The organism is Streptomyces sp. NPDC050617 (assembly GCF_040654795.1).
Classification (GTDB): domain Bacteria; phylum Actinomycetota; class Actinomycetes; order Streptomycetales; family Streptomycetaceae; genus Streptomyces.
On record NZ_JBFAIS010000028.1, the window covers coordinates 36,436 to 62,788 of the forward strand.

Sequence of the window (26,353 nt, forward strand, 5' to 3'; positions counted from 1 at the left end):
GCCGCCGGCCGTGCGGCCGGGTGGTGATCGTTGCCCAGCGGTACGGGCGGCGTACGGGCTAGTGGGCGCCGTAACCGGTGAGCGAGCGGACCTCCAGTTCGGCGTATTTGCGGGCGTCCGGCCGCTCCTTGGAGAGCAGCGAGCCGAGCCAGCCGAGCAGGAAGCCCAGCGGGATGGAGACCAGGCCGGGGTTGGCGAGCGGGAAGTAGTCGAAGGCCATGCCGGGGAAGAGCGCCTTGTCGTTGCCGGAGAGCACCGGCGAGAAGATCACCAGCGCGACCGAGGAGGCGAGCCCGCCGTAGATCGACCAGACCGCGCCCTGGGTGGTGAAGCGCTTCCAGAAGAGGCTGTAGAGGATGGTCGGCAGATTGGCGGAGGCGGCGACCGCGAAGGCGAGGGCCACCAGCGCCGCGGCGTTGAGCCGGTGGGCGAAGATGCCGAGCACGATGGAGATCGCGCCGATGACGACGGCCGCGAACTTGGCGGTGAGGACCTCCTCGCGCTCGCTGGTGCGGCCCTTGCGGATGACGTTGGCCCACAGGTCGTGCGCGAAGGACGCGGACGAGGCGAGGGTCAGGCCCGCGACCACGGCGAGGATGGTGGCGAAGGCGACCGCGGAGATGACGGCGAGCAGGATCGCGCCGCCGGTCGAGTCGGCGCCGCCGCCGACCTCCTGGGCGAGCAGCGGGGCCGCGGTGTTGCCCGCCTCGTTGGAGGCGATGATCGCCTTGGAGCCGACGAGGGCCGCGGCGCCGAAGCCGAGCGCGATGGTCATCAGGTAGAACGCGCCGATGATGCCGATGGCCCAGTTGACGGACTTACGGGCGGCCTTGGCGGTGGGCACCGTGTAGAAGCGGATGAGGATGTGGGGCAGTCCGGCCGTGCCGAGGACGAGTGCGATGCCGAGCGAGATGAAGTTGAGTTTGGACGTGCCGTCCTTGCCGTACTGGAGGCCGGGTTCGAGGAACGCCTTGCCCTTGCCGCTCTCCTTCGCCGCCTCGCCGAGCAGCGTGGAGACGTTCCAGCCGAACTTGTTGAGCACCAGGATCGTGACCAGCAGGGTGCCCGCGATGAGCATGACCGCCTTGACGATCTGCACCCAGGTGGTGCCCTTCATGCCGCCGATGGTCACGTACAGCACCATGACGATGCCGACGAGGGCGATGATCCAGCGTCGCGCCCCCTCGCCCGTCGCGCCGAGCAGCAGCGCGACCAGGGCGCCCGCGCCGACCATCTGGGCCAGCAGGTAGAAGATCGAGACGACGATGGTGGAGGTGCCGGCGGCGGTGCGTACGGGCCGCTGCTTGAGGCGGTACGCGAGCACGTCGGCCATGGTGAACCGGCCGGAGTTGCGCAGCGGTTCGGCCACCAGCAGGAGCGCGACGAGCCAGGCGACGAGGAAGCCGATGGAGTAGAGGAACCCGTCGTAGCCGAAGAGCGCGATGGCGCCGGCGATGCCGAGGAACGAGGCGGCGGACATGTAGTCGCCGGAGATGGCCAGGCCGTTCTGGAAGCCGGTGAAGGAGCGGCCGCCGGCGTAGAAGTCGGTGGCGTCCTTGGTCTGCCGGCCGGCCCACACCGTGATGCCCAGGGTGATGGCGACGAAGACGGAGAAGAGCGTGATGATCAGGGTGCGGTGCTCGCTGGCGGCCGCGGCGGCGAGCTGCTGGCTGGTGGTCACGCGTCGCCCTCCAGGCGCTCTTTGATGGCTTCGGCCTTCGGGTCGATGCGGGCGGCCGCGTGCCGGGAGTACCACCACGCGATGAGGAACGTGGTCAGGAACTGGGCCAGTCCGAAGACGAAGGCGATGTTGACGTTCCCGACGACCTTGGTGCCCATGAAGCCGCCCGCGTAGTTGGACAGCAGCACGTACAGCAGGTACCAGGCGATGAACGCGACGGTGAGCGGGAAGGCGAACGAGCGGTGGGAGCGCCGCAGTTCGGCGAATTCTTCACTGGACTGGACGTCCATGAAACGATCCGGCCCGCCCTGCCCTTCGGCGGTGTGTGGTGCGGAGTCCACGGTCTCTCTCCTGACAAGCGGCAGCGGTGCGTGAGCCATGACATGTGATCCGGATCACGCATCGTAGAGGGGCGCGACGCCATTCGACAGGGGGTTGTGGTTGAAGTCGACAAGAACCACCTACGGGGGCGACACCGCCCGCACGCGGCTTCGTTGTCCAGATGTGAACAATCCCCAGCCCCCGCCCCCGCCCGGACGCCCCGGTTCCGGCCCGAAGCGGCGCCCGTACGGGATGGTCGGCCTGGCGGCCCCGGTCAGGGCTGTACGGTCGGCGCGGCGGGCCTCGCCGGCGGCGGACGGCCGCTGGTACGGGCCCCGGCCGCCGCTGCCGCCGCTGAGCATCGACACGCTGCGGGGTCCGGCGCCGCCGCCTTGAGGAGGCGTCAGGAGCCCTGAGAGGTCCGGCACCACCGCCTTGAAGGGGCGTCAGGAGCCCTGAGGGCGCGGACGTCGCAAGAGGTTGCGGGGCGGACCTCGCAAGAGGCCCGATCGAGGCCCGTACCGGACTTTCTTGGGGAAATCATTGCTCGACGGCCATGATCGGCGCTAGCTTCACTCGTCATGTACCCGTCCGTGCGCGGCATGTGCGCGTGCGGTACCCGGATGATGTGGAGAACCCATGGCTCATCTGCGATCCAGACGCCGGCGCGCCCTGCTGGCGGTGCCGGCCGGACTGGCGCTCGTCGCCTCCGTCGGCCTGCTGCCCGGCGCGGCCTCGGCCGCCCCGCAGGACGCGCTCCCGGCCAAGGCGCCCGTAGCCGCCGACGGGCCCCTGCTGTCGTACGTGGTCAACACCACCGCCGACCACGCCACGGTGGCGAAGGTGAAGAAGGCGATCGGCCGGGCCGGCGGCAGCGTCGTGACCGCCTACCAGCAGATCGGCGTGATCGTCGCCCATTCGAAGAACCCCGACTTCGCGAAGACCGTCCGTACGGTGCCGGGCGTGCAGAGCGCCGGCGCCACCCGGACCGCGCCGATCACGTCCGCGGCCACCACGGACGTCGGCAAGCCCGAGAAGATCAAGGTCCCGAAGGCCACCGCGCGGAGCGAGGCGCGTTCGCTGGCCACGGGCAAGGAGCCCCTGGAGGGGCTCCAGTGGGACATCGCCGCCATCAAGGCCGACAAGGCCGCCGAGGTCAATCCGGGGTCCCGGAAGGTGACGGTCGCCGTCATCGACACCGGCGTGGACGACACCCACCCCGACCTCAAGGCGAACTTCTCGCGGAGCCAGTCGGCGAGCTGCGTCACCGGCAAGGCCGACACCAGCCCGGGCTCCTGGCGGCCGTTCAACCCGGACGAGGACTACCACGGCACCCACGTGGCCGGCGAGATCGCCGCCCCGCGCAACGGCGTCGGCGTCACCGGCGTCGCGCCCAACGTGAAGGTCTCCTCCATCAAGGTCAGCCAGGCCGAGGGCAGCTTCTTCTACGCCGAGAGCGTGGTGTGCGCGTTCGTCTTCGCCGCCGAACACCACGTGCAGGTGACGAACAACAGCTATTACGTCGACCCGTGGATGTTCAACTGCGCGGACGACCCCGACCAGAAGGCCATAGCCGACGCCGTCGGCCGGGCCGCGAAGTTCGCCACCCGCAAGGGCGCGGTCAACGTCGCCTCCGCCGGCAACTCCAACTTCGACCTGGCGGCCAAGAAGATCAACGACGCCTCCAGCCCCAATGACAGCACCCCGGCGTCCCGCGACATAGACCCGTCGAAGTGCCTGGACGTGCCCGCCCAGGTGCCGGGCGTCGTCACGGTCGCCGCGACCGGCGTCAAGTCCCTGAAGTCGTACTACTCCAACTACGGCCTCAACCAGATCGACGTCGCGGCCCCCGGCGGCGACGTCCGGCAGGTGCCGGAGCTGCCCGCCAAGGACGGCCGCATCCTGTCCACCCTGCCCGGCGGCGACTACGGCTACCTCCAGGGCACCTCGATGGCGGGCCCGCATGTCGCGGGCGTGGCGGCGCTCCTCAAGAGCGCGCACCCGGACGCGAGCCCGCAGGAGATCCAGTGGCTGCTCAAGGCCCAGGCGGACAACCCCGGTTGCCCGACCGCGCCGGCCGACGCGGCCTGCACCGGCACCAAGCACGTCAACAGCTTCTACGGCTTCGGCATCGTCAACGCCCTGAAGGCGGTCCAGGACTGACCTCCGCCGTGTGAGTGAGCGAGTCGTGGGGCCGGGCGGTACGCGCCCGGCCCCACGTACGTGTCGGGGCGGGCCCCTGGGACTCGGCCGCCGCCCGCAGCAGTCCGTCCGTGAGGAGGTACTGCGCCGCCAGGTAGGTGACCATGATGCAGAGCTGGGGCGCGGGCGGCTGCGGCCAGTCGGCGAGGCCGCTCGCGATGAGCGTGTCCGACAGCAGGAACAGCAGCCCGCCCGCCGCCGTCCGCGCCCCGACGCGCGTCGCGCCGAGCGCCATGGCGGTCAGCAGCAGCGCGTACCCGGCCACCGGGAGGCGCAGCCCGGCTTCGAGGCCGGGCCACAGGAGGGCGACGGTGCCGAGCCAGGCGATGCCGTAGGCGGCCGCGAGTACGGACGTACGCGGGCGGCCGATCGCTGTCGCGTGCCGGGCGAAAAGGACGAGGTAGCAGACGTGCCCGGCGGCGAAGGACCCCATGCCGGCGAGGAAGGCGGCCTGGTCGTCGAGTTGCAGCAGCGTGTCGCCGCCGCAGCCGAACAGCAGCGCGGCGAGCAGCGGCCGGGGCGCGCCGCGGGCGGCGGCGTGCAGGGCGAGGGCGGGCATCAGGGCGGGTTTGGTGAGGTGGTGCACGCCGTCGAGGTGCGCGGCGAGGGCGATGAGGTGGGCGGCGCCGAGGGCGGCGAAGAGGGCGCCGGTGGCGCGTACGGCCAGGGCCCGCTGCCGGTGGTTCATGCGACGCGTTCGGGGGCGGTGGCGGAGGCGGGCGCGGTGCGGGCCGGGGTCGCGTCCCCGGCCGCCGTCCGTACGGGCTGCCACCCCGGCCCCCGGAAGATCCGCCCGGCCCGTTCGCGCCAGCTGGTGGCCGCCCGTACGTCGCGCGCGATGGCGACGTACTCATGGGTGGCGACGCGCAGCGGGTTGAACGTGCGGATGTTCTTGGTGAGCCCGTAGACCGGCCGCTCCGTCTCCGGCACGAAGGAGCCGAACATCCGGTCCCAGATGATCAGGATGCCGCCGAAGTTGCGGTCGAGGTAGCCGCCTTGCGAGGCGTGGTGCACCCGGTGGTGGGACGGCGTGTTCAGCACGTACTCGAACGGCCGCGGCAGCCTGCCGACCCGCTCCGTATGCACCCAGAACTGGTAGACGAGATTGGCCGACGAGCAGAACGCGACCGCCGCCGGGTGCACGCCCACCGCGATCATCGGCACGTAGAACGGCCACACGGTCAGCGTCGTCCACGGCTGCCGCAGCGCGGTCGTCAGGTTGAACTTCTCACTGGAGTGGTGGACCACATGGCAGGCCCACAAGACGCGGATGACGTGGTGGCCCCGGTGCGACCAGTAGTAGAAGAAGTCCTGCGCGAGCAGCATCAGCGGCAGCGTCCACCACAGGACGGGGACGCGCAGCGGCGTGAGTTCGTAGACCGCGGTGTAGACCGCCACGATCGGGATCTTCCAGAGCGCGTCGAAGACGAGGCTGCCCACGCCCATCCCGATACTCGTGGCGGCGTCCTTGGCCTCATACCCCGCGGCCCCGCTCTCCTCGGCGGGGTGCCATCGGTAGCTCGCCATCTCAAGGACGGTGAGCAGGACGAAGGCGGGTATGGACCACATCACGACATCGGGGAGATGGGGCATGGCGGCACCATAGGCGGGCGGGAGGGGGTGCCGCTAGGGGTTGTTACCGATCGGTATGAGATGGGGTTACCGGGGGTTCGGCCAGTAGGGGCGGGGGCGCGGGCGGATACTGGCTCCGACGTTGCTCCGACGTTGCGACACGGGAGGTAGCGGCGGATGCAGGGGGCGGAAGCGGTCGTTCTACGGCTGGCGACCACGGTCGTGAGCGCGCTCGCCAAGTCGCTGATCGCCAAGAACCCGGGGGCGGGGCTCGTACGCAGGCCCGGCCGCCCGGCGCGGGCGGGGCGGCGGCCCGAGCGGCTGGGCGAGGAGGAGACGGCGCGGCTGGTGGGGGTGTTGGCGCGGCGGCTGGCGGGAACGGGGGCCGGGGCGGGGCCGTCGCTGCCGGAGCATGAGCAGCGGGCAGCGGTCGATGCGGTGTGCGATGTCTTCAGCGGGCCGGACGTCATCGATCAGGAGACACTGTTCGCGGCGGACCTCGATCCGGCGCGGCTGCGGGCGGCGCTCTTGGAGCGCTCCCCTGGGCTGCCGGAACGGGCGGGGCTCGGCGAGGAAGGGACAGCGCTGTTCGGGGAGTTGCTGGATGCCGCTTGCTCGCACCTTGTGGAGTACGTGACGACGCTGCGGTCCTTCCCGGCGCGTACGAGTGTCGAGTTGGTGCGGCGGTCAGGCGAGGCGGGACGGGCGGTGGAGGCCGTGCGGGAGAGGCTGGGGCCCACGCCCGAGGCGCGGGCCCTTGAGTTCGAGGAGCGCTACGGGCGGTACGTCGAGGCGACGCACGGCAGGTTGCAGCTCTTCGGGCTGACGCTGGGGTGCAACGGGGCGCGGGAATGGCCGTTGAGCACCGCGTACATCACGTTGAGTATGAGCAGCGAGGCCGAGCACTACAGCTTGGAGCCGACGGCCCAACCCATGACTGTCTCGGTCTCGGCCGAACAGGCCCTGGCGGGCAGCGACCGGATGCTGCTGCGCGGCCCGGCGGGCTCGGGCAAGAGCACGCTCATGCAATGGCTCGCCACCAATGCGGCGCGCCGCAGCTTCGGGCAGACGCTGGGCGACTGGAACGGCCACGTGCCGTTCGTGCTGCGACTGCGGTCCTTCGCGACGCGCGAGTCGCTGCCGCTGCCGGGTGAGTTCCTGGCCGCCACGGGCAATCCGCTGGCGGGGGCCGCGCCGGCGGGGTGGGTGGAGGAACTGCTCACCGAGGGGCGGGCGCTGGTCCTGGTGGACGGCGTGGACGAGGTCCCGTCGGCGCTGCGGCAGCGCACGAGGGAATGGCTGCGGTCGCTCTTGTCCGCCTTCCCTCATGCCCGGTACATCGTCACCACGCGCCCTTCCGCCGTCCCGGAGGACTGGTTGCAGGGGCAGGGATTTACAGCGCACTCCTTGCTGCCGATGGGGCGCGAGGACATTCGGCAGTTCATCGCGCATTGGCATGGGGCGGCTCGCGAGGAGTGTGCCGATCCTCGGCAACAGCAACTCTTGGACGGTTACGAGCGCTCACTCCAGCAAGCCGTCACCTCCCGCCGCGAACTGGGCCAGCTCGCCACGAACCCCTTGATGTGCGCCCTGCTCTGCGCCCTCAACCGCGACCGCCGCATGCACCTGCCGCGCGCCCGCAAGGAGCTGTACGACGCCTCGCTGGACATGCTGCTCGTACGGCGGGATACGGAGCGCGAGATCGCCGGGGTGGAGGGCGTCGACCTGACGCGGGACGAGCAGATGGTGCTGCTCCAGCGCCTGGCGTATTGGCTGATCCGCAATGGTCAGGCCGAAGCTACGTGCGCGGAGGCCATCGAGATGATCGACGGATGGATGACCGCAATGCCGCACGTACGCGCGCAAGGCGACGCGCAAGCGGTCTTCAACCATCTGCTCAACCGCAGCGGTCTGCTTCTTGAACCGATCCCCGGTTCGGTGAACTTCGTCCATCGGACGTTTCAGGACTACTTGGGGTCTAAGGAGGCGGTCGAGACGCGCGACTTCGGGCTGCTGGTCCGCAACGCGCATGACGACCAGTGGGATGACGTTGTACGGATGGCAGTGGGGCACGCGCGCGTGGAGGAACGGAAGCGGCTGCTACGGCAGTTACTGCGACGCGCGGAGCGGGGGAAGGGGCATCGACAAAGGCTCGTGCTGCTGGCTGCGGCTTGTCTGGAGCATGCTCCAGAATTAGATCCGGCGCTTCGGGCGGATGTGGAGAGGCGAACAGCCGAGTTGCTGCCACCACGCACGCTGAACGATGCAGAGGAGCTGGCGAAGGTCGGCGCGTTAGTCCTGGAGTTGCTACCAGGGCCGGACGGGCTCGACGAAGATGCTGCGGCAGCGGTGGTGCGAACTGCGGGGTTGATCAAGGGGGATGCCGCCTTCGCCCTGATTTCTCGCTTCAAAGATGACGCACGTTCACCGGTCGCAAACCAGATGTCGCAGGCATGGGGTTCTTTCGAGGCAGAACCGTATGCTCAGGAAATCCTGGCTTTCCACTCGTGGGAAAAATCCTATCTGCGAGTGGAGAGCGAAGAGCAGCTCGCCGCCTCACGTCACATACCGCAGATACACTGCGCGCTTGTGGCAGGTCCACACGCCGACCTGAGGCCGTTGCTCCTAACCAACGGCCTTCAAAGGCTCACTATTCTCGATAACCACACCCTCAGCGACCTATCCGCACTCTCTACCAACCTCCACCTGCAAGAGGTCGCACTCAACCGTTGCCCAGAATTAAGCGATCTGAGCCCGCTCGCCGGTCCGGGGCTAGCTTCTCTCCACCTTTCCGACGTTCACCCTGGCGCCTCCTCGGAGCCACTGCGGGACATGCCTAATCTCCGGTCTCTATCGATCGATCACCCCTTGTTCTTCGACCGCTTAGAGGAATTGCCAGTCGGCCCTCAACTCACAGAGCTCCGACTCCATCCACAAACACGCCATCTGAGCCTGGAGGGCATTGAACGCTGGCCGCACCTCACCCTGCTCGGGCTCACTGGTTCGATGCATTTGCAGCAACTGTCCAGGACTACCTCCCTTACCGAGTTATCGGATCTGCACCTGAGAGAACTGAGTGCACTCGACCTGACCCTGGTAGAAAAATTCCCGCAGCTAAAACGGCTCAGCCTATGGCAATGCAACATACCCAACGGACTCGCCCCGTTGCGCGAACTGCCAAACCTAAGATCACTCTGGCTATCGCGTTGCGCGCTTTCCGGAACCCCGATCGACCTGAGCCCAGTGGCCGACTTGGAGAAGCTCACCATTTGCCTCACCGACGAGACCCGCGTAACCGGCGAAGAGCAAATTGCACCCGAACGAATCACTCTGCTGTTTCTCCTCACCAAACCCGCAAAGAAGCCCCCTTCGCGAATACCGGACTAGTAGCCCCCTCCGGCACCTCCCCCAATGGCTCCCCAACCTCCGCGACCGTAGGCCCCACCCTCCCCGCGATCGCACCCAAAACCTCCAAATCAAACCCGTAAACCCGCGCCGCGTTCCCCCCGACCATCGCCGCGACCTCTCCCCGCTCCACCCCCGCGAAAGCCGCCCGCAGCCCCTCCCGCGTGTACGGATACGTGCCCTCGTCATGCGGGTAATCGCTTCCCCACATGATCTTCTCCAGGCCGATCCGGTCGCGCAGCGGCACCTCATGAGGCCGCATGAAGCTCGCGCCGACGAAGCAGTGGTCGCGCCACACCTCGCTCGGACGCGCACCCATCAATTCCCCCAGCCCTGCCCCGAACTTGGCCTCCGCCGTAGCCGCAGCCGCGCGCGTAGACGCGGCGACCAGCCGCCCGTGGTAGTAGTCCAGCATTTCCAGCACACCCGGAATCCAGCCCGAGCCCTGTTCCGTAAGGACCAATCGCAACCCCGGGTGGCGGTGGAAAGCTCCGCCGAATATCAGATGCCACAAGGCCCGATGCGAGAACCACGTCGTCTCGACCATGAAGACGGCACGGGCCGAAGGTTCGTCGCCCAGGGGCGGGGAGGCGGAGCCCGCGTGGTGGTTGACCGGGACGTCGAGTTCCGCGCAGACCGCCCACAGGGGGTCGTACGTCCGGGAGTGGAGTTCCGGGAGGCCCGAACCCGGTGGGGTGCCCGGCAGCAGGATGCCGCCCGTCAGGCCCGAAGACTTGGCCCAGCGGACTTCTCGTACGGCCTCCTCGACATCGTTCAGCAGGATCTGCGCCACTCCCGCGCGGCGGCCGGGGGCCGCAGCGCAGAAGTCGGCGAGCCAGCGGTTGTGGGCGCGCAGGCCCGCCCAGCGCTGGGCGAATTCATCCACCGTCGGCGCGGGGGCCATCAAGGACGCGCTGGGGAAGAACGGCGGAATGGTGTTGGGGAAGACGACTTCCGCGACGATGCCGTCCGCCTCCAGTTCGGCCAGGCGGCGGTCGGAGTTCCAATTGCGGTCGGCGGAGTCGGCGAGGAGGTCCTCGTACGGGTTGACGTACGTGGCCGCCCAGGCGTCGAACGCCTCGTGGTGCGCGCGCTCCAGGTACGGGCGGTAGTCGAGGAGATCCGCGCCGGCGTGGCAGTCGGCGGAGATGACCGTATAGCGATCGGCGGGGCCGTGCTCAGTCATCGCCCACCCCGATGTACGGGAAGTCGAACCCGGTCAGCCAGTGCCGGCCGGTCTCACGCGACCGCCGCCAGGACGCCTCGACGGGCGCCTGGTTCGCGCTCTGGCCGAGGTCGGCCGGGACGGGGCCGATGCGCCGGGCGAGTTCGGTCAGGGCCGGGACGTCGAAGCCGAAGACCTCGGCCGCCGACTGGCCGAGCATCCGGCGGGTCTCCCCGACCGGGATGTCGTGGAACGTGCCGCGCAGCCACTCCCGCGTCCGCGGCCAGGTGCCCTCGGGGTGCGGGAAGTCGCTGCCCCACAGGATGTTGTCGACGCCGATCTCGTAGCGCTGGGCGAGTTCACGCCGCTTGGTGTTGGTGGCGCAGATGAAGATGTTGCGGTCGAGGTACTCGTGCGGCGGACGCTTGAGTTCGGCGAACGGCGAGAGTTTCTTGCCGCCGTGCGAGCCGAGGTAGAGGCGGTCCATGAACCACAGCAGGTTGGGCAGCCACCAGCAGCCCGACTCCGCGATGCCGAAGCGCAGGCCGGGGTGGCGCTCGAAGACGCCGGACCAGAGCATGAACCACAGCGGCCGGGCGGGCCACCAGGTCACCTCGGAAACGTAGATGCCCAGGTGGTCGCCGTACTCGTGGCGCGGCGCGGCCCCCGAGTGGGTGATCACCGGCATCCGGGCCTCGGCGGCGGCCGCCCACACCGGGTCGTAGCGGCGGTCGTGGTACGGGGCCTTGTCCACCCACATGGCGGGGATCATCAGCGCGCCGAGCCCGGTCTCCTTGGCGCGGTGGATCTCGGCGACCACGCGGTCCACGTCGCCGGTGATGGGCAGCAGGGCGACGCCGCAGTGCCTCTTCGGGTCGTGCGCGCAGAAGTCGGCGAGCCAGCGGTTGTGGGCCTGGGCGCCCGCCATGCCGAGGTCCGGGTCCTGGTCGCCGGAGAGGCCGAGGCCGACGCCGAAGGGGGCGGCGGTGCGGCTGTCGACGGCGTCGGCGTCCGGGAAGACGACTTCGCCCGCCACGCCGTCGCCGTCGAGTTCCTTCGCCCGCTGCGCGGCGTCCCAGCCGCCGCGCAGGCCCTCCTCGTGTTCCTCGAACCACTTGGCGGCGAAGGTCTCGTTGCGGATGCCGAGGCGGGTCATCTCCTGGCGGCGGCTCTCGCGCTGCCCGAGGAATTCGTCGAAGTCCCGGTGGAACCTCGCGTCCAGATACGGCCGGTACTCCTCGGTGGGCAGTCCGGCGTGCGAGTCGGAGGAGATGATCAAGTACGGGTCCGTCATGTCCGTCATCACTTGCTCCTCGGTCGGATGGAATCAGATGGACTCAGATGAACTCAGTGGATTCAGGTGGATTCAGGTGATCTGCGGGGCTACGGGCGCCGGGCCGGCCGCACCGGCTCAGACGCTTCCCTCCGGCGGCCCGTCCACGATCTGCCGCACGTCGTCGTAGCGCTGGTGCACGTACGGCAACAGGGCCCGCGCGCTGACCCGTTCCACGACCCGGCCCTTCTGGTCCGTGGTCTTCTCGCCGATGGTGATCTCCACGAGGCGGCGCACCGGCAGGTCGGCGACCGGGTCGTACGCGGACTCGCGCAGCAGCACGTCGCCGCTCATCGCCTCCAGCTTGCGTACTTTCTCGGTGCGCGTGCAGTGCACGAGCACCGGGTCGGCGTCGAAGCCGACGCCGTCCACGCCGGGCAGGAACTTGAAGTAGAAGTCCAGCTTCTCGGCGGTCGGCGGCAGCGGCAGCGCGCCGCCGACCGCGCCCCGCACCTCGACGAAGGCGATGCCGTGCCGCGCCAGGTACGCCCGTACGACGCCGCCGTCCCGTTCGATCACCACCTCGCCGAGCTTCTTCGGCTCGCCGAAGACCTCGCGCCCGCCGATCAGCGCCCGTTCGTGGGTCATCGGCATGACCAGCGGGTACCAGCCGTCGTGCCCGGCGTGGTGCGCCGCGACCGCCACCGAGCCCGCGCCCAGGGGGTAGCCGGGCAGGTCGACCTTGCTGATCGCGGCCCGTACGAGCGGGCGGCCGGTCGGTTTGAGGGGCGGCGGCAGGACCGCCGCCACCGCGTCCGGGTCGCTCTCCCAGAGCGCGACCACGCCTGTGGACCAGATGTCGGGGAGCCGCGTGTTCCGCTCCCGCTCCGCCTCGACCTCGGCCGCCTCGCGCGCGCCGTACCGTACGCGTGCCATGTGCTACCGCCCTTCGACAGCATCCCCAGCGTTCCGGACCTGTTGCGTGTAACACAGTTACAGGCGCGAGCGCGAAGGGTAAAGAGCGCCGTACACAGCGGAGTTGGGGGCGACATGCCGAAACCGGCGCTGACCCGCGAGGACGTGCTCGACGCCGCCGCGCGACTCGTCGAGCGGCACGGCCCGCAGGCCCTGTCGATGCGCAGACTGGCCGCCGAGCTCGATACCGCCGTCACCTCGATCTACTGGCACGTGGGCAATCGCGAGTCGCTGCTCGACGCGCTCGTCGAGGCCACCGTGGGCCGCCTCGGGACCGTACGGCCCACCGGGCGCACCCCCCGGCAGCGCATCGTCTCCGTCGCCCGCGCGCTCCGGCGCGATCTGCTGGAGCATCCGCAGCTGATCGCGGTGGTCCATGAACGCGGCCTGACGGAGCGGATGTTCGTCCCCGCGCAGCGGGCGCTGATCCGCGAGGTGCACGCGGCCGGGCTGCGCGGGGCGCGCGCCGCGGCGGCCGTGCGGGCCGTGCAGTTCCAGGTGGTCGGGTACGTCCTCGTGGAGCGCAACCGCGAACGCGCGCCCGCCCGGGGCCCGAGCGGCGTGGCCCGGTGGGACGCGTCCGCCGCCGACCGCGATCCGCCGCTCGCGCGCGCCCTCGCCCGTCCGGTCGATTCGGAGCGGCTCTTCCTCACGTCCGTACGGGCCTTGGTCGACGGGCTCCTCCCGCGCTGACCGGGCCCGCCGCCTCCGGCCGGTCCGGCGCGCGGCGCGCGCGGCGGCCGGCCCGCCGTCCCCTGCCGGGCCTCGCTGTCAGCGGTGGCCCGTATCCTCTGGGACCATGCTCGAAGACCACACCGCAGCCGCACTGCCGACACCGTGGCCGACCGCGTACCCCGAGGGTTACGCGGTCGTCGACGTGGAGACGACCGGCCTCGCCAGAGACGACCGGATAGTGTCGGCGGGCGTCTATCAGCTGGACGCGCGCGGCGAGGTGCAGGACCAGTGGTACACGCTGGTCAATCCCGAGCGCGATCCGGGTCCGGTCTGGATCCACGGCCTCACCTCGGACATGCTGGCGGGCGCGCCGCTGTTCGGGGAGATCGCGGCCACGCTGTCCGAGAAGCTGGAGGGGCGGGTGCTGGTCGCGCACAACGCGGCCTTCGACTGGTCGATGCTGGCGCGCGAGTACGCCCGCGCGCGGGCCACGACGCCGGTGCGGCAGCGGCTGTGCACCATCGCGCTCTCCAAGGAGCTGCGGCTGCCGCTGCCCAACCACAAGCTGGAGTCCCTCGCCGCGCACTACGGGGTGGTGCAGCAGCGCGCCCACCACGCGCTGGACGACGCGCGGGTGCTGGCGGAGGCGTTCCGGCCGAGCCTGGCGCTGGCGGCGCGGGCGGGGCTGCGGCTGCCGCTGCTGGCGTGCCAGCCGCTCACGGAGTGGTCGGACGGGCCGTCGGCCGCCTCCCCCATCGGCTATCAGGGCGGGCGCTCCGGGCACGCCGGGGGCGGTTCGTACCGCCCCGGCACCTGGCGGGCCAGCCGCAAGCGGCCCGCCTGCCCGTATCCGAACCCCGGCCGGTACGTACCGGGCGAACAGCTCGTCCAGGGCATGCGGGTGGCGTTCTCGGGCGACACGTCCGTGGACCGGGAGCTGCTGGAGGACCGGGCGATCGAGGCCGGGCTGCACATCGCGACCAGCGTCTCCCGGCTGACCAGCGTGCTGGTGACCAACGATCCCGGCTCCGCCACCTCCAAGACGGTCAAGGCCGCCTCCTTCGGCACCCCGGTGATCGACGAGGCCGCCTTCATGCAGCTGCTCCAGCATGTGGTGCCCGCGCCGTCCGCCCCGTGAGGGGGGGCCGCGGGACCCCGTAGTCCGGGCCCGCGCCCCTGCGGGTACCGTCAAAGCCGTGTATCGCTTCCTGTTGTCCCGGCAGTGGGTGATCCTCACGCTGGTGGGGCTCGTCCTGATTCCGGTGATGATCAAACTGGGCTTCTGGCAGTTCCACCGCCATGAGCACAAAGTCGCGCAGAACCAGCTGATCGCGGACAGCCTGGCCGCCACGCCCGTACCGGTCGGCAAGCTCACCGCGCCCGGCCGGACCGTCCCTCACGACGACATGTGGCGGCGGGTGACCGCGCAGGGAACGTACGACACCAAGGACGAGGTGGTGGTCCGCCAGCGGACCTCGGCGGACGGGCAGAGCCAGGGCTACTACGTGCTCACGCCGCTGCTGCTCGACGACGGGCGGGCGGTCCTCGTCAACCGCGGCTGGATCCCCGCGAACGAGAACCTCACCGAGTTCCCGAAGGTCCCCGCGCCGCCCGCCGGGAAGGTCTCGATCACCGGCCGCCTCAAAGAGGACGAAACCAGCGGTTACAGCGGCATCAAGGACAAAAAGGGCCTGCCGCCCCGCCAGGTCATGCTGATCAACAGCGAGGAGCAGGCGAAGAACGTGCACCGCCCGCTGCTCGGCGGCTATATCGAGCTGACATCCCCGCACGCCAAGGGCCAGCCCGAGCTCGTCCCCGCGCCCGACCACAGCGAGATCGGCCCGCACATGGCGTACGCCGTGCAGTGGTGGCTGTTCTCCGGCGCCGTCCCCGTCGGATGGGTCATCCTGGTCCGCAGGGAGCGCCGCGACCGCCTCGCCGAAGCGGCCAAGGCGGCCAAGGCGGCCGAAGAGGCCGCCCCGAGCGAACCGAAGGGCTCCGGAGCGCCGGAGGACACCGGCGAGCCGGAGGAGGCCGGTGAGCCGGAGGAGGCCGGCGGGCCGAAGGAAGCCGGTGGGCCGAAGGACGAGCCTGAGGACACCGGCGAAGCGAAGGACGACGGTGGGCCGAGCGGCTCCGGCGATCCTGCGGAGGCCGGCGGGCCGAAGGAAGCCGGTGGGCCGAAGGGCTCCGGCGAGCCTGCCGAGGCCGGTGAGCCTAAGGGGGCCGGTGCTTCCGAGGGTGCCGGGATCGCTCGTACGGCCGCCTCGGCGGAGTAGCGCCCCCGCCTACCGGGAAGGCGGCACGCGTGGCTCAACTCATCGAGGACTACGCGCTCATCGGCGATCTCCAGACCGCCGCCCTCGTCGGCAAGGACGGCTCCATCGACTGGCTCTGTCTGCCCCGCTTCGACTCGGCCGCCTGCTTCGCGGCGCTGCTGGGGGACGAGGACAACGGGCACTGGCGGCTCGCCCCGGACGGCGCCGGGACCTGCACCCGCCGCGCCTATCTCGACGACTCCCTCGTCCTGGAGACGGTCTGGGAGACGGGGAGCGGCACGGTCAAGGTCACCGACTTCATGCCGCAGCGCGACAAGGCCCCGGACGTGATCCGCATCGTCGAAGGCGTCAGCGGCTCCGTCGACATGCACAGCGTGCTGCGGCTGCGCTTCGACTTCGGCCGCGTCGTCCCCTGGGTGCGCCGCTCCGGCAGCAGCCGGCGGGTGGCCATCGCCGGCCCGGACTCCGCGTGGCTGCGCAGCGAACCCCCGGTCAAGACGTACGGCCGCGAGTTCTCCACGTGTTCCGACTTCACCGTCGCCGAGGGCGAGCAGGTCGCGTTCGTCCTGACCTGGCACCCCTCGCACAAGCCGCGCCCGAAGGAGATCGACCCGTACGAGGCCCTGGAACACAGCCTGGAGGACTGGCGCGCCTGGGCCCGCAAGTGCTGCCACCGGGGTCCGCACCGGGAGGCCGTCGTCCGCTCCCTCATCACCCTCAAGGCGCTCACCTACGCGCCCACCGGCGGCATCGTCGCCGCCCCCACCGCCTCCCTCCCCGAGTCCATCGGCGGCGTGCGCAACTGGGACTACCGCTACTGCTGGCTGCGCGACTCCACGCTCACCCTCGGCGCGCTGATCTCCGCCGGTTACCAGGAGGAGGCCGCCGACTGGCGGGACTGGCTGCTGCGCGCCATCGCCGGCGACCCCGCCGACCTCCAGATCATGTACGGCATCGCGGGCGAGCGCCGGCTGCCGGAGTCCGAACTGCCCTGGCTCGCCGGATTCGAGGGGTCCGCGCCCGTACGCATCGGCAACAGCGCCGTCGACCAGCTCCAGCTCGACGTGTACGGCGAGGTCATCGACTCCCTCCACCTCGCGCGCTCGGCCGGGCTCAAGGACAAGCCGCACGCCTGGAACGTGCAGCGGCGCTTCATGGAGTTCCTGGAGTCCACGTGGCGGGAGCCCGACGAGGGGCTGTGGGAGGTCCGCGGGCCGCGCCGGCACTTCGTCCACTCCAAGGTGATGGCCTGGGTCGCCGCCGACCGAGCCGTGCGCACCCTGGAGGCCGATCCCCGGCTCGAAGGCGACCTGGACGCCTGGCGGACGATGCGCGACGAGGTGCACCGGGAGGTCTGCGAGAAGGGGTACGACCCGGAGCGCAACACCTTCACGCAGTCCTACGGCTCGCCCGAGCTCGACGCCGCCACGCTCCTCATCCCGCGGGTGGGCTTCCTGCCGCCGGACGATCCCCGCGTGGTCGGCACCGTCGACGCGGTGGCGCGCGAGCTGTGCCACGACGGCCTCGTACGCCGCTACAGCACCGAGGGCGGCACGGTGGACGGGCTCCCCGGATCCGAGGGGGCCTTCCTCGTCTGCTCGTTCTGGCTGGCCGACGCGCTGTGCATGACCGGCCGGAAGAAAGAGGGCGAGGAGCTGTTCCAGCGGCTGCTGGCGCTCCGCAACGACGTCGGGCTGCTCGCCGAGGAGTACGACCCGGTGGCCGGGCGGATGCTCGGCAACTTCCCGCAGGCGTTCAGCCACATCGGGCTGGTCGGCACCGCCCACACCCTCGCGGACGGGCAACCGGCAGACTGACCCCATGGATCTTGGACTCGAAGACCGCGTGTACATCGTCACCGGGGCCACCCGCGGGCTGGGCAACGCCACCGCGCGCGAGCTGCTCGCCGACGGCGCGAAGGTGATCATCACCGGCCGGGACGGGAAGACGGTGGCCGCCGCCGCGGACGAGCTCGGCGACGGCTGCGCCGGAGTGCCCGCCGACAACGCCGACCCCGACGCCGCCGACCGCCTCATCGCCGCCGCCCGCGACCGCTTCGGCCGTCTCGACGGCATCCTGATCAGCGTCGGCGGCCCGCCGCCGGGCTCCGCCGCCGACAACACCGACGAGCAGTGGCGGGCGGCCTTCGAGGCCGTCTTCCTCGGCGCGGTCCGGCTCGCCCGCGCCGCGTCGCAGGCGCTCGGCGCGGGCGGCGTGATCGCCTTCGTGCTCTCCGCGTCCGTGCACGAGCCGATCGACGGACTCACGATCTCCAACGGGCTCCGGCCGGGCCTCGCCGGGTTCGCCAAGTCCCTGTCCGTGGAGCTCGGCCCGCGCGGCATCCGCGTGCTCGGCCTGCTCCCCGGCCGCATCTCCACCGACCGCATCCGCGAACTCGACGCGCTCGGCGGCGGCGACGCCGAGGAGAACCAGGCGCGCCGTACCGCCGCCATTCCGCTGCGCCGCTACGGCACCCCCGCCGAGTTCGGCCGCACCGCGGCCTTCCTGCTCTCCCCCGCCGCGTCGTACGTCAACGGCGTGATGCTGCCGGTGGACGGGGGCGCGCGGCACGGCTTCTAGCCCTTACGGGCTCTCACGGGGTGCGCTGCTTCTTGAGCGGTACGGGCCGGGGCGCGCGCCCCGGCCCGTCAGGTCATCAGGTCGTCACGTCACCCGGCGCGCGCGGTGCCGGACCGCCCTGAGGCGGACCTCGGCGGGCAGCCGGTCCAGGCCCGCCGAGGCGCGGGCGTGCTCCAGGGCCTCGGTCCGCAGCCGGTCCAGGGCCACCGCCGGTTCCGCGTGGGCTTCGAGGACCAGGCCCACGCGGGCGTGCGGCGCCGTGCGCCGGCCGCGCAGCGTCACATGGGCCCGGTCGACGCCGTCCAGGTCCTCCGCCTCGGCGGCCAACGCGTCCTCCAGCGCCCGGCCGCGGAGTCGCGCGCCTTCGCCGTCGCCGCTGTCCACCAGCAGCTCGCGCAGCCGGCGCCGCCGCAGCTGCGCCAGCAGCCACCACAGGCACAGCAGCACCAGTACGGCCAGCACCGCGATGACCACCGGCCACCACCAGCCGTCCGACCGCCACTTGGTGCGGTCCGCGTCGCTCAGCAGGACGTCGTGGGGGCCGCTCCACGGCCAGGCCGAGGGCAGCCAGAAGCCCCACCGGCGCGGCAGGTCCAGGCCGCCGATCAGCACGGCGGCGCCCAGCGCCACCAGCACCAGGCCCACGAGCCCGATCAGTACCCGGTTGACGGTCCTCAACACCGCGCGCTCACCTCTTCGCCGGTCGGCGTACGTGCACGGACAGGCCCGGCTTCCGTACCAGCCCCAGCTGCCGGATGCCGTCGGACAGGGCCGCGTCCAGGTCGCCGCGCACCTCGTCCACGTCCCTGAAATGCGACTGCGCCCGTGCCTTGACCCGCCGTCGGCCGACGTCCACCCGCACCGACTGCACCCCGGCGACCTCCATCGCCCGGTCCCGCAGCACGAGGGAGGCCGCGGCGCGGTCCAGCCCGGCCCGTACGCCGCCGGCCCGCCGCATCGGCAGCGACTTGCGCAGGCCCGGCGTCAGGGCGAGCACCAGCAGCCACAGCCCCAGCACGACGGCGACCGCGGCCCCGGCGACGACCCAGCCGTGTTCGAGGTGACGGGTCGCCAGCTGGTCCGCGAGCCACCGGCGCCAGCGCATCGCGGGGCGGTCCGCCCGTACGGCCGCCACGTCGTAGAGGAAGAGGCCGGCGGCGCCCAGCAGCACCAGTCCGACCACGATGGCCGGGACCCGCCGCGTGGACCAGAACCGCCCGGCCCGGCCGCCGTCCACGACGCCCGGCTCCGGGGCCGGGTCGTGCCCGGCCCGTCCCCTCTCTGTCGCGCCCGACGCCTTCTCCAGCGTCGGCGAACTCCGCGTATCCGGTTCGCTGTCGCTCATCGCACCCTTCCCTGGCCCGCGCGCTGAAGCTGCGGCGAGTGCAGCCGCTCCACGGTGACCGCGACCTCGGGCACCTCCATGCCCGTCAGCGTCCGCACCCGCTCGGCGACGCGGCGACGCACCGCGCCGCACTGCGCGCCGATGTCGGACGGATAGCCGAGCTCGACGGAGACCCGCACCCGCGCCGTCATCTCCCGCACGGCCACGGCCGCGTGCGGGACGTCCGCCGCGCCGTCCGCCTCCGGGCCGGTCAGCGCCTCGCGCGCCGCCTGGGAGGCGATCTTCGATACGACCCGGTCCGCGATGCGCGTCGCGCCGCGCTCAGCCGGCTCCACCGTGCCCCCTCACCGCGCGCTCCCGCTCCGTGTCGCGAACGGTCCCACGCACCGTCACCGCCGGCGTCCGTCACGCTCACGCGTGCGGAAGAAGTCGCCCGGCTCCAGATCGCCGTCCAGGAACCGGCCGGCCACGAACCCGATGGCGCCCAGGGCCGCCACCAGCAGAAAGGCTCCGAACCCGCCGAAGTATCCGGCGAAGCCCAGCGCCATGCCCACGATCAGACCGACCACGGCCATGCTCATCCTGTGCTCCTTCTACTGGAGCCTCGGCTCCGGCTCGTCCTCTTCTTCGTCCGGCAACTTCACGTCGCTCACCGCGATATTGACCTCGACCACTTCGAGGCCGGTCATCCGCTCGACGCCGGAGACCACGTTCTCCCGCACGGAGCGCGCCACGTCGGCGATCGACACGCCGTACTCGACCACGATCTCCAGATCGAGCGCCGTCTGCACCTCCCCCACTTCGGCCTTCACGCCACGCGTGACGGACTTCCCGCTGCCGGGCACCCGGTCCCGTACCGCGCCGAAGGTCCGTGAGAGACCACTACCCATCGCGTGCACGCCGACCACATCGCGGGCGGCGAGCCCGGCGATCTTCTCGACGACGCCGTCGGCGATGGTGGTCCGGCCCCGGTCACCCGGCGCGTCGCCGCGCTTGCCGCCCGACCCGAGCGTCTTTCTGCCCTCGCCGCCCTGGTCCTGGCCGGACGATCCGGACTTGTTGAACTGTGCCGTGTCGCTCATCGCCGATCATCCCTTTCCGCGGGGAAGGAGCGGCCTGCCGCTCCTTTTGCCACCCTAAGGGCGATTCCGCCGTCCCGCTCCGGGGATACGTCAGCCGTGGCGCGTCACCCGCCGATCGGGTGGGCCGGTGCGGCAGGCTGGGTGTACGGACGGACGAAGGGGCGACGGACACGTGGGCACGGACCGGTTGGCACAAGCGGTACGGCAGCAGCTGGGCCTCGGCAGGGTGCTGCCGCTGGGCGGCCCGGCGGACGGCGCGTGGATCACGGAGCGCGCGGCGCGCGGCGTGCTGCGCCGGGCCGCCGACGCGCTGCCGGGCGTCCGCCTCGGCCCGCTCCGCATCGGGGCGAGCGGCTCCGGGGCGAGCGGCCCGGAAGCGGCGGAGCGTGCGGCGGTGCCGCCTCCGCCGAGCGCTCTGCCGCCGGGGCCGCTGAGCGTCGAGGCCCGGTTCGCGGCCTCGGCCGACCAGCCGCTGCCCACGACGGCGGGGCTGCTCCGCGACGCCCTGCGGGCGACGGCCGTGGACCGCCTCGGGCTGGCCGTGGACACGGTGGATCTGCACATCACGTCGCTGTTCGACGACGAGGCCGCTGCCGCGGCGGAGGCCGACGACGACCGGGGCTCCGAGGACCCGGGCACCCCCACAGACGCACCGTCGGGCGCCCGTACGGAGACCGCCGCCGTCGAGGACGCGGTGCGCGGCGTCCCCGGCGTCACCCGACTGGCCCCGGCGCTCGGCGGCCCGGCCGCCCACGCCGTGCGCGTCGAGGACCGCACGGCGGAAGGGGCCGCGGCCGCCGGACGCCATGTGCAGGTCCAGCTCGCCGTCGGCGCGGACCATCGGGCGTTGGACGTGGCGCTGGCCGTCCGCGAGGCGGTGGCGGGGGCCGCGTCGGCGGGCGCCGGCGGCCCGGTCACCGTGGCCGTGCTCATCACGGCGGTGGACGGCGGCGAGGGCTGAGTCAGTCCGAGAGACCCGCCAGGTCGCGCAGCCGCCGCCCCTGCGCCGCGCGCTCCGCGGCGTGCTGCTGCTCGTACGTGCGTCCGCCGCCGTCGCGCAGCAGCGCCTTGGTCTCGATGACGGCGTCGCGCGGGGCCGCGAGGAGGGCCGCGGCCAGGTCCGCCACGGCGGCGTCGAGGTCGGCGGCGGGCACGACGAGGTTGGCGAGGCCGGTGCGTTCGGCCTCGTCGGCGTGGACGAACCGGCCCGTGGCGCAGATCTCCAGCGCGCGGGCGTAGCCGACGAGCGAGAGGAGCGGCTTGGTGCCGGTGAGGTCGGGCACCAGGCCGAGGCTCGTCTCGCGCATCGCGAACTGGGCGTCGTCGGCGCAGACGCGCAGGTCGCAGGCGAGGGCGAGCTGGAATCCGGCGCCGATCGCGTGTCCCTGGACGGCGGCGATGGAGATGATGTCGTTCCGCCGCCACCAGGTGAACGCCTCCTGGTATTCGGCGATGGCCGCGTCGAGGTCGCTCTCCGAGCCGCGCGCCAGGTCGAGGAAGGACGGCTCGCCGTCGAAGCCCTCGGGGGTGAACGCCTGCCGGTCGAGGCCCGCGGAGAAGGACTTGCCCTCTCCGCGCACCACGACGACGCGCACGGTGCCCGGCAGCAGTCGGCCGGCCTCGGCCAGCGCCCGCCAGAGGGCGGGCGATTGCGCGTTGCGCTTGGCCGGGTTGGCCAGCGTCACCGTGGCCGTGGTCGCCGCTTCGTCGACGGCGAGGCGCACGCCGTCCTTGTCGAGCAGGGTCAAGGGGTGCCTCCGGAGTCAACCGCGGTTAAGTTAACTGCACAGTAACCACCCGGTCGGCCGAACGGCAGACCGGGTGGCACCGCTGTTTTCCGGAGACTGCCTCGTCATGCAGAGGCAGGTTTCTTGCCCCTCGTCGCTCCTCCGCGGCCACGCAGGGTTACGCCCGATTCGCTGAGCATCCGATGGACGAACCCATAGGAACGGCCGGTTTCCTCGGCCAGCGCCCGAATGCTCGCACCGGAGTCGTACTTCTTCTTCAGGTCTGCCGCGAGCTTCTCGCGCGCGGCGCCGGTAACCCGGCTGCCCTTCTTCAGAGTCTCGGCCACCCGTGCCTCCTCATGGGAAGTGCGCTCTGGACTCTCATGATCACCCCTCCACGCCGTCCTGGCCACCCATTCGGCAAGGTAGGTGGGAGGGGTTTTCCCCGCGTTGAGGGGCCGACAGCCCCCGGAACTCGGGATTCCGAGCGGGTCGGAACGTACGGCCGTCCGGGTTGCCGAGCGAAGCGGCAGGTCAGGCCCGGCGGGGGCGCGGACGGTGCGGGAGCGCCCGGCGGGACGCACAGGGCGCACGCCGGGGCGCTCAGCCACGCTGCGGTACGAGCCGCACTCACTCAGATGATGGATCACGCGTCGGCCGAATGATCCAGTCCGCACTGATCACCTCACGCGGATCGGCCCGTACCCGGAGGGGTACGGGCCGATCGCGGCATTCGGTTACGTTCCGTGCCTCATCAGGCCAGGGCGACCAGGTCCAGATAGTCGGCGCCCCACAAGTCCTCGACGCCGTCCGGGAGCAGGATGATGCGCTCCGGCTGGAGCGCGTCCACCGCGCCCTCGTCGTGCGTCACCATCACGACCGCGCCCTTGTACGTGCGCAGCGCGCCGAGGATCTCCTCGCGGCTGGCGGGGTCGAGGTTGTTGGTGGGCTCGTCGAGGAGGAGCACGTTGGCGGAGGAGACGACGAGGGTGGCCAGCGCCAGCCGGGTCTTCTCGCCGCCGGAGAGCACCCCGGCCGGCTTGTCGACGTCGTCGCCGGAGAAGAGGAACGAGCCGAGCGTCTTGCGCACCGCGACGAGGTCGAGGTCGGGGGCGGCGGAGCGCATGTTCTCCAGGACCGTGCGGTCCGGGTCGAGCGTCTCGTGCTCCTGCGCGTAGTAGCCGAGCTTGAGGCCGTGGCCGGGCGTGACCTGGCCGGTGTCGGGCTTCTCGGCCCCGGCGAGCAGCCGCAGCAGCGTGGTCTTGCCCGCGCCGTTGAGGCCGAGGATGACCACCCGCGAGCCCTTGTCGATGGCCAGGTCCACGTCGGTGAAGATCTCCAGCGATCCGTACGACTTGGACAGGCCCTCGGCGGTGAGCGGGGTCTTGCCGCAGGGCGCGGGGTCGGGGAAGCGCAGCTTGGCGACCTTGTCGGCGGCGCGCACCTCCTCCAGTCCGGAGAGCAGCTTCTCGGCCCGCTTGGCCATGTTCTGCGCGGCGACGGTCTTCGTCGCCTTGGCGCGCATCTTGTCCGCCTGCGAGTTGAGGGCCGCGGCCTTCTTCTCGGCGTTCTGCCGCTCGCGCTTGCGGCGCTTCTCGTCGGCCTCGCGCTGCTGCTGGTACAGCTTCCAGCCCATGTTGTAGATGTCGATCTGGGACCGGTTGGCGTCGAGGTAGAAGACCTTGTTGACGACGGTCTCGACCAGCTCGACGTCGTGGGAGATGACGATGAAGCCGCCGCGGTACGTCTTGAGGTAGTCGCGCAGCCAGACGATGGAGTCGGCGTCGAGGTGGTTGGTCGGCTCGTCGAGGAGCAGGGTGTCGGCGTCCGAGAAGAGGATGCGGGCCAGCTCGACGCGGCGGCGTTGGCCGCCGGAGAGGGTGTGCAGCGGCTGGCCGAGCACCCGGTCCGGCAGCCCGAGGCTGGCGGCGATGGTCGCGGCCTCCGCCTCGGCCGCGTACCCGCCCTTGGTCAGGAACTCCGTCTCCAGGCGCTCGTACTTCTTCATCGCCTTCTCGCGCGTGGCCCCCTGCCCGTTGGCCATGCGGTCCTCGTTCTCCCGCATCTTGCGGAGCACGGTGTCCAGGCCGCGGGCGGAGAGGATGCGGTCGCGGGCGAGGACGTCGAGGTCGCCGGTGCGCGGGTCCTGCGGCAGATAGCCGACCTCGCCGGAGCTGGTGATGGTGCCCGAGGCGGGCTGGCCCTCGCCCGCGAGGCACTTGGTGAGCGTGGTCTTGCCCGCTCCGTTGCGGCCGACGAGGCCGATGCGGTCGCCCTTGGCGATGCGGAAGGAGGCGGACTCGATGAGGACGCGTGCTCCGGCACGCAGCTCGACGCCTGAGGCGGTGATCACGGTATTGCTCCTGAGCAGGATGGACGGCGGGCGGGACGGTCGAGGTCTGTCTGACGCCGTCTAATGCACAAGGAGGAAAGCCATACGAACCATTCTAACGGTGGCTCGCAACTGCGTTTCCGCGGCGGCCGGGGAGTCCCCGCGGCACAGCGGCGCGCACGGTCCCGGCACGGCCGTGCGCGCCGGGACCGGACTCAGACCCCGCCGGTGTGCACCTGGAACGCGGCCCGGCGCACCGCCTTGGCGAGCGCCGGGTCGGGGTGGGCGGCGGCCAGCGCGACCAGGACCTGCACGGTGCGGGGGTGGCCGACGGCCCGTACCTCCTCCAGCAGCGCCGGCACGGTGCCCTGCACCGCGGAGTCGAGGTGGCGGACCAGCAGCCGGCTCTCGCCGTGGTCGGCGACGGCCGCGGCGGTGTCGACCCACAGCCAGGTGGCTTCTTCCCGGGTCAGCACGGACAGCGTGTTCTCCGGGTCGCCGCCCTCCTGCTCGGCCAGCCACAGCAGCGCGTACGGACGCAGGACCGCCTCTTCGGAGGCGGCGCGGACGGCGGGCTCGGCGGGGCCGCCGACCGCGCGCAGCGCCTCGAAGGCGAGGCCGCGCAGGAGGGCGTCGTCGCCGCGGGCGGCGTCGAGGAGCTCGGTGACGGCGCTGCCCACGGGGCGGGCGGCGAGCCAGGCGCGGTACTCGGCGCGGGCCGGGCCGGGGGTGAGGTCGGCGCAGCCGCGCAGCATGTCCTCGGCGGACAGCTCGATATTGCCCGCGACGCTCTGGGCGGCGACGCAGATCTGCTCCAGCTTGACCCACACCGCCCAGTTGCCGAGCGGCGTCAGCGTCGCGACGCGCGTATCGGCGTAGGCACCGCCCGGCCGGGCGGCCGTGTCGGCGGCGTCCGCCGGGGTGCCCTCGCGCACGACGAGCGCGCCGACGGAGGCGAGGGCCGCGAGGGCCCAGTCGAGGAGCGGGGGCAGCGGGTCGCGGGACTCGGCGGGGCCGGCGGGCTCGGCAGGCTCAGGGAGCTCGGAGGCGGCCGGGGGCCGCTGTCCGTACGGGACTTCGCACCGCTCGGCGCGGATCTCGGCGACGCGCTGCTGGAGCAGGTCGAGGAGCATCGCGGCGGAGAGCGCGCCGGCCGACAGGTGCATGACGGACAGCAGCTGCGGCACGGCTTCGACGACTTCGGCGGCTATGGCCGGGTCGGCGTCGGGGCGGGCCGGGTGGGCGAGCGACCAGGCGTCGAAGAGGGCGACCCAGCCGCGCAGTACGGCGCTGTCGTCGCGGTCCCACGCCTGGAGCCGCCAGCCGGGGCGGGCGGCGCCGCCGTGGAGCTCGACGAGGCCCGCGAGGCGGGCCCGGTCCCAGTCGGCGCGGACCCGCGGCGCGGGGAGCAGCAGGGCGGCGGCGGCCCGCTCCACCGCCTCGTCGGAGAGCGCCGGGACGCCGCCGGATCTCGGCCCGGTGGCCGTGCCGCGCTCCTCGGCCATCCAGCGGGCGACCTTGACGGCGCCGGTGAGGCCGACTCTCGCGTGCCGGGCCAGCTCGGCCGGTGGCGGCATGCCCGCTGGTGGGCGGGGCGCCGGGCGGGAGCCGCGGTTCGCCACGGCCCGGCGGGCTGCGGCGATCGGCGCTTGGGGGACGAGTCGGAGCCGGGAGTCGCGCGGAGTACGGGACGTCACAGGAGCAGTCTTGCCGTTGACGCTCCGAAAACCCAATCGGAA

The 26,353-nt window shown here is 71.7% G+C and carries 23 protein-coding genes and 1 pseudogene; 8 read left to right on the forward strand and 16 right to left on the reverse strand.

Annotation, left to right across the window (positions count from 1 at the left end; translation table 11 throughout):
* Nucleotides 1–58 precede the first annotated feature (58 nt).
* Together AB0I49_RS29990 and AB0I49_RS29995 are read right to left on the reverse strand one after the other, a co-directional pair.
* The gene (locus AB0I49_RS29990; RefSeq protein ID WP_363230258.1) at nucleotides 59–1,681 is read right to left on the reverse strand and encodes a cation acetate symporter; all 1,623 of its coding nucleotides are present in this window, start codon (nucleotides 1,679–1,681) and stop codon (nucleotides 59–61) included.
* Nucleotides 1,678–1,971, reverse strand: a complete 294-nt coding sequence (locus AB0I49_RS29995) for a DUF485 domain-containing protein (protein ID WP_363230338.1) — start codon at nucleotides 1,969–1,971, stop codon at nucleotides 1,678–1,680. The genes AB0I49_RS29990 and AB0I49_RS29995 overlap by 4 nt, the downstream gene beginning before the upstream one ends.
* Before the next feature lie 670 nt (nucleotides 1,972–2,641).
* Here AB0I49_RS29995 and AB0I49_RS30000 point away from each other — a divergent pair.
* Nucleotides 2,642–4,165 carry a S8 family serine peptidase gene (locus AB0I49_RS30000; protein ID WP_363230259.1) on the forward strand — a complete coding sequence of 508 codons (1,524 nt, stop codon included), beginning with the start codon at nucleotides 2,642–2,644 and terminating at the stop codon, nucleotides 4,163–4,165.
* On the opposite strand, the gene AB0I49_RS30005 is transcribed toward AB0I49_RS30000, so the two are convergent.
* On the reverse strand, nucleotides 4,137–4,892 hold the full coding sequence (locus tag AB0I49_RS30005; protein ID WP_363230260.1) for a lysoplasmalogenase: 756 nt from the start codon (nucleotides 4,890–4,892) through the stop codon (nucleotides 4,137–4,139). The two genes, AB0I49_RS30000 and AB0I49_RS30005, sit on opposite strands and share 29 nt — an antisense overlap.
* Nucleotides 4,889–5,797: a sterol desaturase family protein gene (locus AB0I49_RS30010; RefSeq protein ID WP_363230261.1), complete on the reverse strand. Its 909-nt coding sequence runs from the start codon at nucleotides 5,795–5,797 to the stop codon at nucleotides 4,889–4,891. Before AB0I49_RS30010 ends, AB0I49_RS30005 begins: the two co-directional genes overlap by 4 nt.
* Nucleotides 5,798–5,953: 156 nt before the next feature.
* Between AB0I49_RS30010 and AB0I49_RS30015 the strand changes: the two genes are divergently transcribed.
* The gene (locus AB0I49_RS30015) at nucleotides 5,954–9,163 is read left to right on the forward strand and encodes an NACHT domain-containing protein (protein WP_363230262.1); all 3,210 of its coding nucleotides are present in this window, start codon (nucleotides 5,954–5,956) and stop codon (nucleotides 9,161–9,163) included.
* Here AB0I49_RS30015 and AB0I49_RS30020 read toward each other — a convergent pair.
* The 3 genes from AB0I49_RS30020 to AB0I49_RS30030 form a co-directional block, all read right to left on the reverse strand.
* Complete coding sequence (locus AB0I49_RS30020; protein ID WP_363230263.1) at nucleotides 9,120–10,367, reverse strand: amidohydrolase family protein; 1,248 nt, start codon at nucleotides 10,365–10,367, stop codon at nucleotides 9,120–9,122. The two genes, AB0I49_RS30015 and AB0I49_RS30020, sit on opposite strands and share 44 nt — an antisense overlap.
* A complete protein-coding gene (locus tag AB0I49_RS30025) occupies nucleotides 10,360–11,649 on the reverse strand; it encodes an amidohydrolase family protein (protein WP_363230264.1) in 1,290 nt (429 codons plus the stop codon). The genes AB0I49_RS30020 and AB0I49_RS30025 overlap by 8 nt, the downstream gene beginning before the upstream one ends.
* A 108-nt stretch (nucleotides 11,650–11,757) precedes the next feature.
* Nucleotides 11,758–12,555: an acetoacetate decarboxylase family protein gene (locus AB0I49_RS30030; protein WP_363230265.1), complete on the reverse strand. Its 798-nt coding sequence runs from the start codon at nucleotides 12,553–12,555 to the stop codon at nucleotides 11,758–11,760.
* Nucleotides 12,556–12,669: 114 nt separating this feature from the next.
* Here AB0I49_RS30030 and AB0I49_RS30035 point away from each other — a divergent pair, with 114 nt between their 5' ends.
* The 5 genes and pseudogenes from AB0I49_RS30035 (at nucleotide 12,670) to AB0I49_RS30055 (ending at nucleotide 18,128) form a co-directional block, all read left to right on the forward strand.
* Entirely contained in the window at nucleotides 12,670–13,287 is a 618-nt protein-coding gene (locus tag AB0I49_RS30035) for a helix-turn-helix domain-containing protein (RefSeq protein ID WP_363230266.1), read from the forward strand.
* 106 nt (nucleotides 13,288–13,393) lie between these two features.
* A complete protein-coding gene (locus AB0I49_RS30040) occupies nucleotides 13,394–14,407 on the forward strand; it encodes a DEDDh family exonuclease (RefSeq protein ID WP_363230267.1) in 1,014 nt (337 codons plus the stop codon).
* A gap of 58 nt (nucleotides 14,408–14,465) precedes the next feature.
* A pseudogene (locus AB0I49_RS30045) lies at nucleotides 14,466–15,227 on the forward strand (SURF1 family protein); the annotation flags it as partial.
* A gap of 350 nt (nucleotides 15,228–15,577) precedes the next feature.
* Nucleotides 15,578–17,365: a glycoside hydrolase family 15 protein gene (locus AB0I49_RS30050; RefSeq protein WP_363230268.1), complete on the forward strand. Its 1,788-nt coding sequence runs from the start codon at nucleotides 15,578–15,580 to the stop codon at nucleotides 17,363–17,365.
* 4 nt (nucleotides 17,366–17,369) lie between these two features.
* Complete coding sequence (locus tag AB0I49_RS30055) at nucleotides 17,370–18,128, forward strand: SDR family oxidoreductase (RefSeq protein ID WP_363230269.1); 759 nt, start codon at nucleotides 17,370–17,372, stop codon at nucleotides 18,126–18,128.
* Between the two features lie 84 nt (nucleotides 18,129–18,212).
* On the opposite strand, the gene amaP is transcribed toward AB0I49_RS30055, so the two are convergent.
* Genes amaP through AB0I49_RS30080 form a run of 5 tightly spaced genes read right to left on the reverse strand, consistent with a single transcriptional unit; the run spans nucleotide 18,213 to nucleotide 20,555 of the window.
* Nucleotides 18,213–18,809 (reverse strand): alkaline shock response membrane anchor protein AmaP, encoded by a 597-nt coding sequence (amaP, locus tag AB0I49_RS30060; protein WP_363230270.1) that lies wholly within the window; start codon nucleotides 18,807–18,809, stop codon nucleotides 18,213–18,215.
* 7 nt (nucleotides 18,810–18,816) lie between these two features.
* Nucleotides 18,817–19,473 (reverse strand): DUF6286 domain-containing protein, encoded by a 657-nt coding sequence (locus AB0I49_RS30065; protein WP_363230271.1) that lies wholly within the window; start codon nucleotides 19,471–19,473, stop codon nucleotides 18,817–18,819.
* Entirely contained in the window at nucleotides 19,470–19,808 is a 339-nt protein-coding gene (locus AB0I49_RS30070) for an Asp23/Gls24 family envelope stress response protein (RefSeq protein WP_363230272.1), read from the reverse strand. Before AB0I49_RS30070 ends, AB0I49_RS30065 begins: the two co-directional genes overlap by 4 nt.
* 54 nt (nucleotides 19,809–19,862) lie before the next feature.
* Nucleotides 19,863–20,054, reverse strand: coding sequence for a hypothetical protein (locus tag AB0I49_RS30075; RefSeq protein WP_030889278.1), 192 nt, complete (start codon nucleotides 20,052–20,054; stop codon nucleotides 19,863–19,865).
* Between the two features lie 12 nt (nucleotides 20,055–20,066).
* Nucleotides 20,067–20,555 carry an Asp23/Gls24 family envelope stress response protein gene (locus AB0I49_RS30080; RefSeq protein WP_363133338.1) on the reverse strand — a complete coding sequence of 163 codons (489 nt, stop codon included), beginning with the start codon at nucleotides 20,553–20,555 and terminating at the stop codon, nucleotides 20,067–20,069.
* A 172-nt stretch (nucleotides 20,556–20,727) separates the two neighbouring features.
* On the opposite strand from AB0I49_RS30080, the gene AB0I49_RS30085 reads away from it, so the two are divergent.
* A complete protein-coding gene (locus AB0I49_RS30085; RefSeq protein ID WP_363230273.1) occupies nucleotides 20,728–21,516 on the forward strand; it encodes a hypothetical protein in 789 nt (262 codons plus the stop codon).
* Between the two features lies 1 nt (nucleotide 21,517).
* Here the strand turns inward: AB0I49_RS30085 and AB0I49_RS30090 are convergent, their stop codons facing one another.
* The 4 genes from AB0I49_RS30090 to AB0I49_RS30105 form a co-directional block, all read right to left on the reverse strand.
* Nucleotides 21,518–22,303, reverse strand: a complete 786-nt coding sequence (locus tag AB0I49_RS30090) for an enoyl-CoA hydratase/isomerase family protein (RefSeq protein ID WP_363230274.1) — start codon at nucleotides 22,301–22,303, stop codon at nucleotides 21,518–21,520.
* A 104-nt stretch (nucleotides 22,304–22,407) separates the two neighbouring features.
* Nucleotides 22,408–22,629 carry a helix-turn-helix domain-containing protein gene (locus tag AB0I49_RS30095; RefSeq protein WP_030889289.1) on the reverse strand — a complete coding sequence of 74 codons (222 nt, stop codon included), beginning with the start codon at nucleotides 22,627–22,629 and terminating at the stop codon, nucleotides 22,408–22,410.
* A gap of 407 nt (nucleotides 22,630–23,036) precedes the next feature.
* Nucleotides 23,037–24,635: an ABC-F family ATP-binding cassette domain-containing protein gene (locus tag AB0I49_RS30100; RefSeq protein ID WP_363230275.1), complete on the reverse strand. Its 1,599-nt coding sequence runs from the start codon at nucleotides 24,633–24,635 to the stop codon at nucleotides 23,037–23,039.
* Between the two features lie 194 nt (nucleotides 24,636–24,829).
* Nucleotides 24,830–26,311, reverse strand: coding sequence for a hypothetical protein (locus tag AB0I49_RS30105; RefSeq protein ID WP_363230276.1), 1,482 nt, complete (start codon nucleotides 26,309–26,311; stop codon nucleotides 24,830–24,832).
* Between the last annotated feature and the right edge of the window lie 42 nt (nucleotides 26,312–26,353).

Excerpts from the sequence above, each read along its gene's own strand:
- AB0I49_RS30035 (WP_363230266.1), top strand. The coding sequence starts at position 12,670 with ATGCCGAAACCGGCGCTGACCCGCGAGGACGTGCTCGACGCCGCCGCG.
- AB0I49_RS30015 (WP_363230262.1), top strand. The coding sequence starts at position 5,954 with ATGCAGGGGGCGGAAGCGGTCGTTCTACGGCTGGCGACCACGGTCGTG.
- AB0I49_RS30040 (WP_363230267.1), top strand. The coding sequence starts at position 13,394 with ATGCTCGAAGACCACACCGCAGCCGCACTGCCGACACCGTGGCCGACC.
- AB0I49_RS30030 (WP_363230265.1), bottom strand. The coding sequence starts at position 12,555 with ATGGCACGCGTACGGTACGGCGCGCGCGAGGCGGCCGAGGTCGAGGCG.
- AB0I49_RS30005 (WP_363230260.1), bottom strand. The coding sequence starts at position 4,892 with ATGAACCACCGGCAGCGGGCCCTGGCCGTACGCGCCACCGGCGCCCTC.
- AB0I49_RS30010 (WP_363230261.1), bottom strand. The coding sequence starts at position 5,797 with ATGCCCCATCTCCCCGATGTCGTGATGTGGTCCATACCCGCCTTCGTC.
- AB0I49_RS30065 (WP_363230271.1), bottom strand. The coding sequence starts at position 19,473 with ATGAGCGACAGCGAACCGGATACGCGGAGTTCGCCGACGCTGGAGAAG.
- AB0I49_RS29995 (WP_363230338.1), bottom strand. The coding sequence starts at position 1,971 with ATGGACGTCCAGTCCAGTGAAGAATTCGCCGAACTGCGGCGCTCCCAC.
- AB0I49_RS30055 (WP_363230269.1), top strand. The coding sequence starts at position 17,370 with ATGGATCTTGGACTCGAAGACCGCGTGTACATCGTCACCGGGGCCACC.
- AB0I49_RS30000 (WP_363230259.1), top strand. The coding sequence starts at position 2,642 with ATGGCTCATCTGCGATCCAGACGCCGGCGCGCCCTGCTGGCGGTGCCG.
- AB0I49_RS30020 (WP_363230263.1), bottom strand. The coding sequence starts at position 10,367 with ATGACTGAGCACGGCCCCGCCGATCGCTATACGGTCATCTCCGCCGAC.
- AB0I49_RS30080 (WP_363133338.1), bottom strand. The coding sequence starts at position 20,555 with ATGAGCGACACGGCACAGTTCAACAAGTCCGGATCGTCCGGCCAGGAC.
- AB0I49_RS30075 (WP_030889278.1), bottom strand. The coding sequence starts at position 20,054 with ATGAGCATGGCCGTGGTCGGTCTGATCGTGGGCATGGCGCTGGGCTTC.
- AB0I49_RS30025 (WP_363230264.1), bottom strand. The coding sequence starts at position 11,649 with ATGACGGACATGACGGACCCGTACTTGATCATCTCCTCCGACTCGCAC.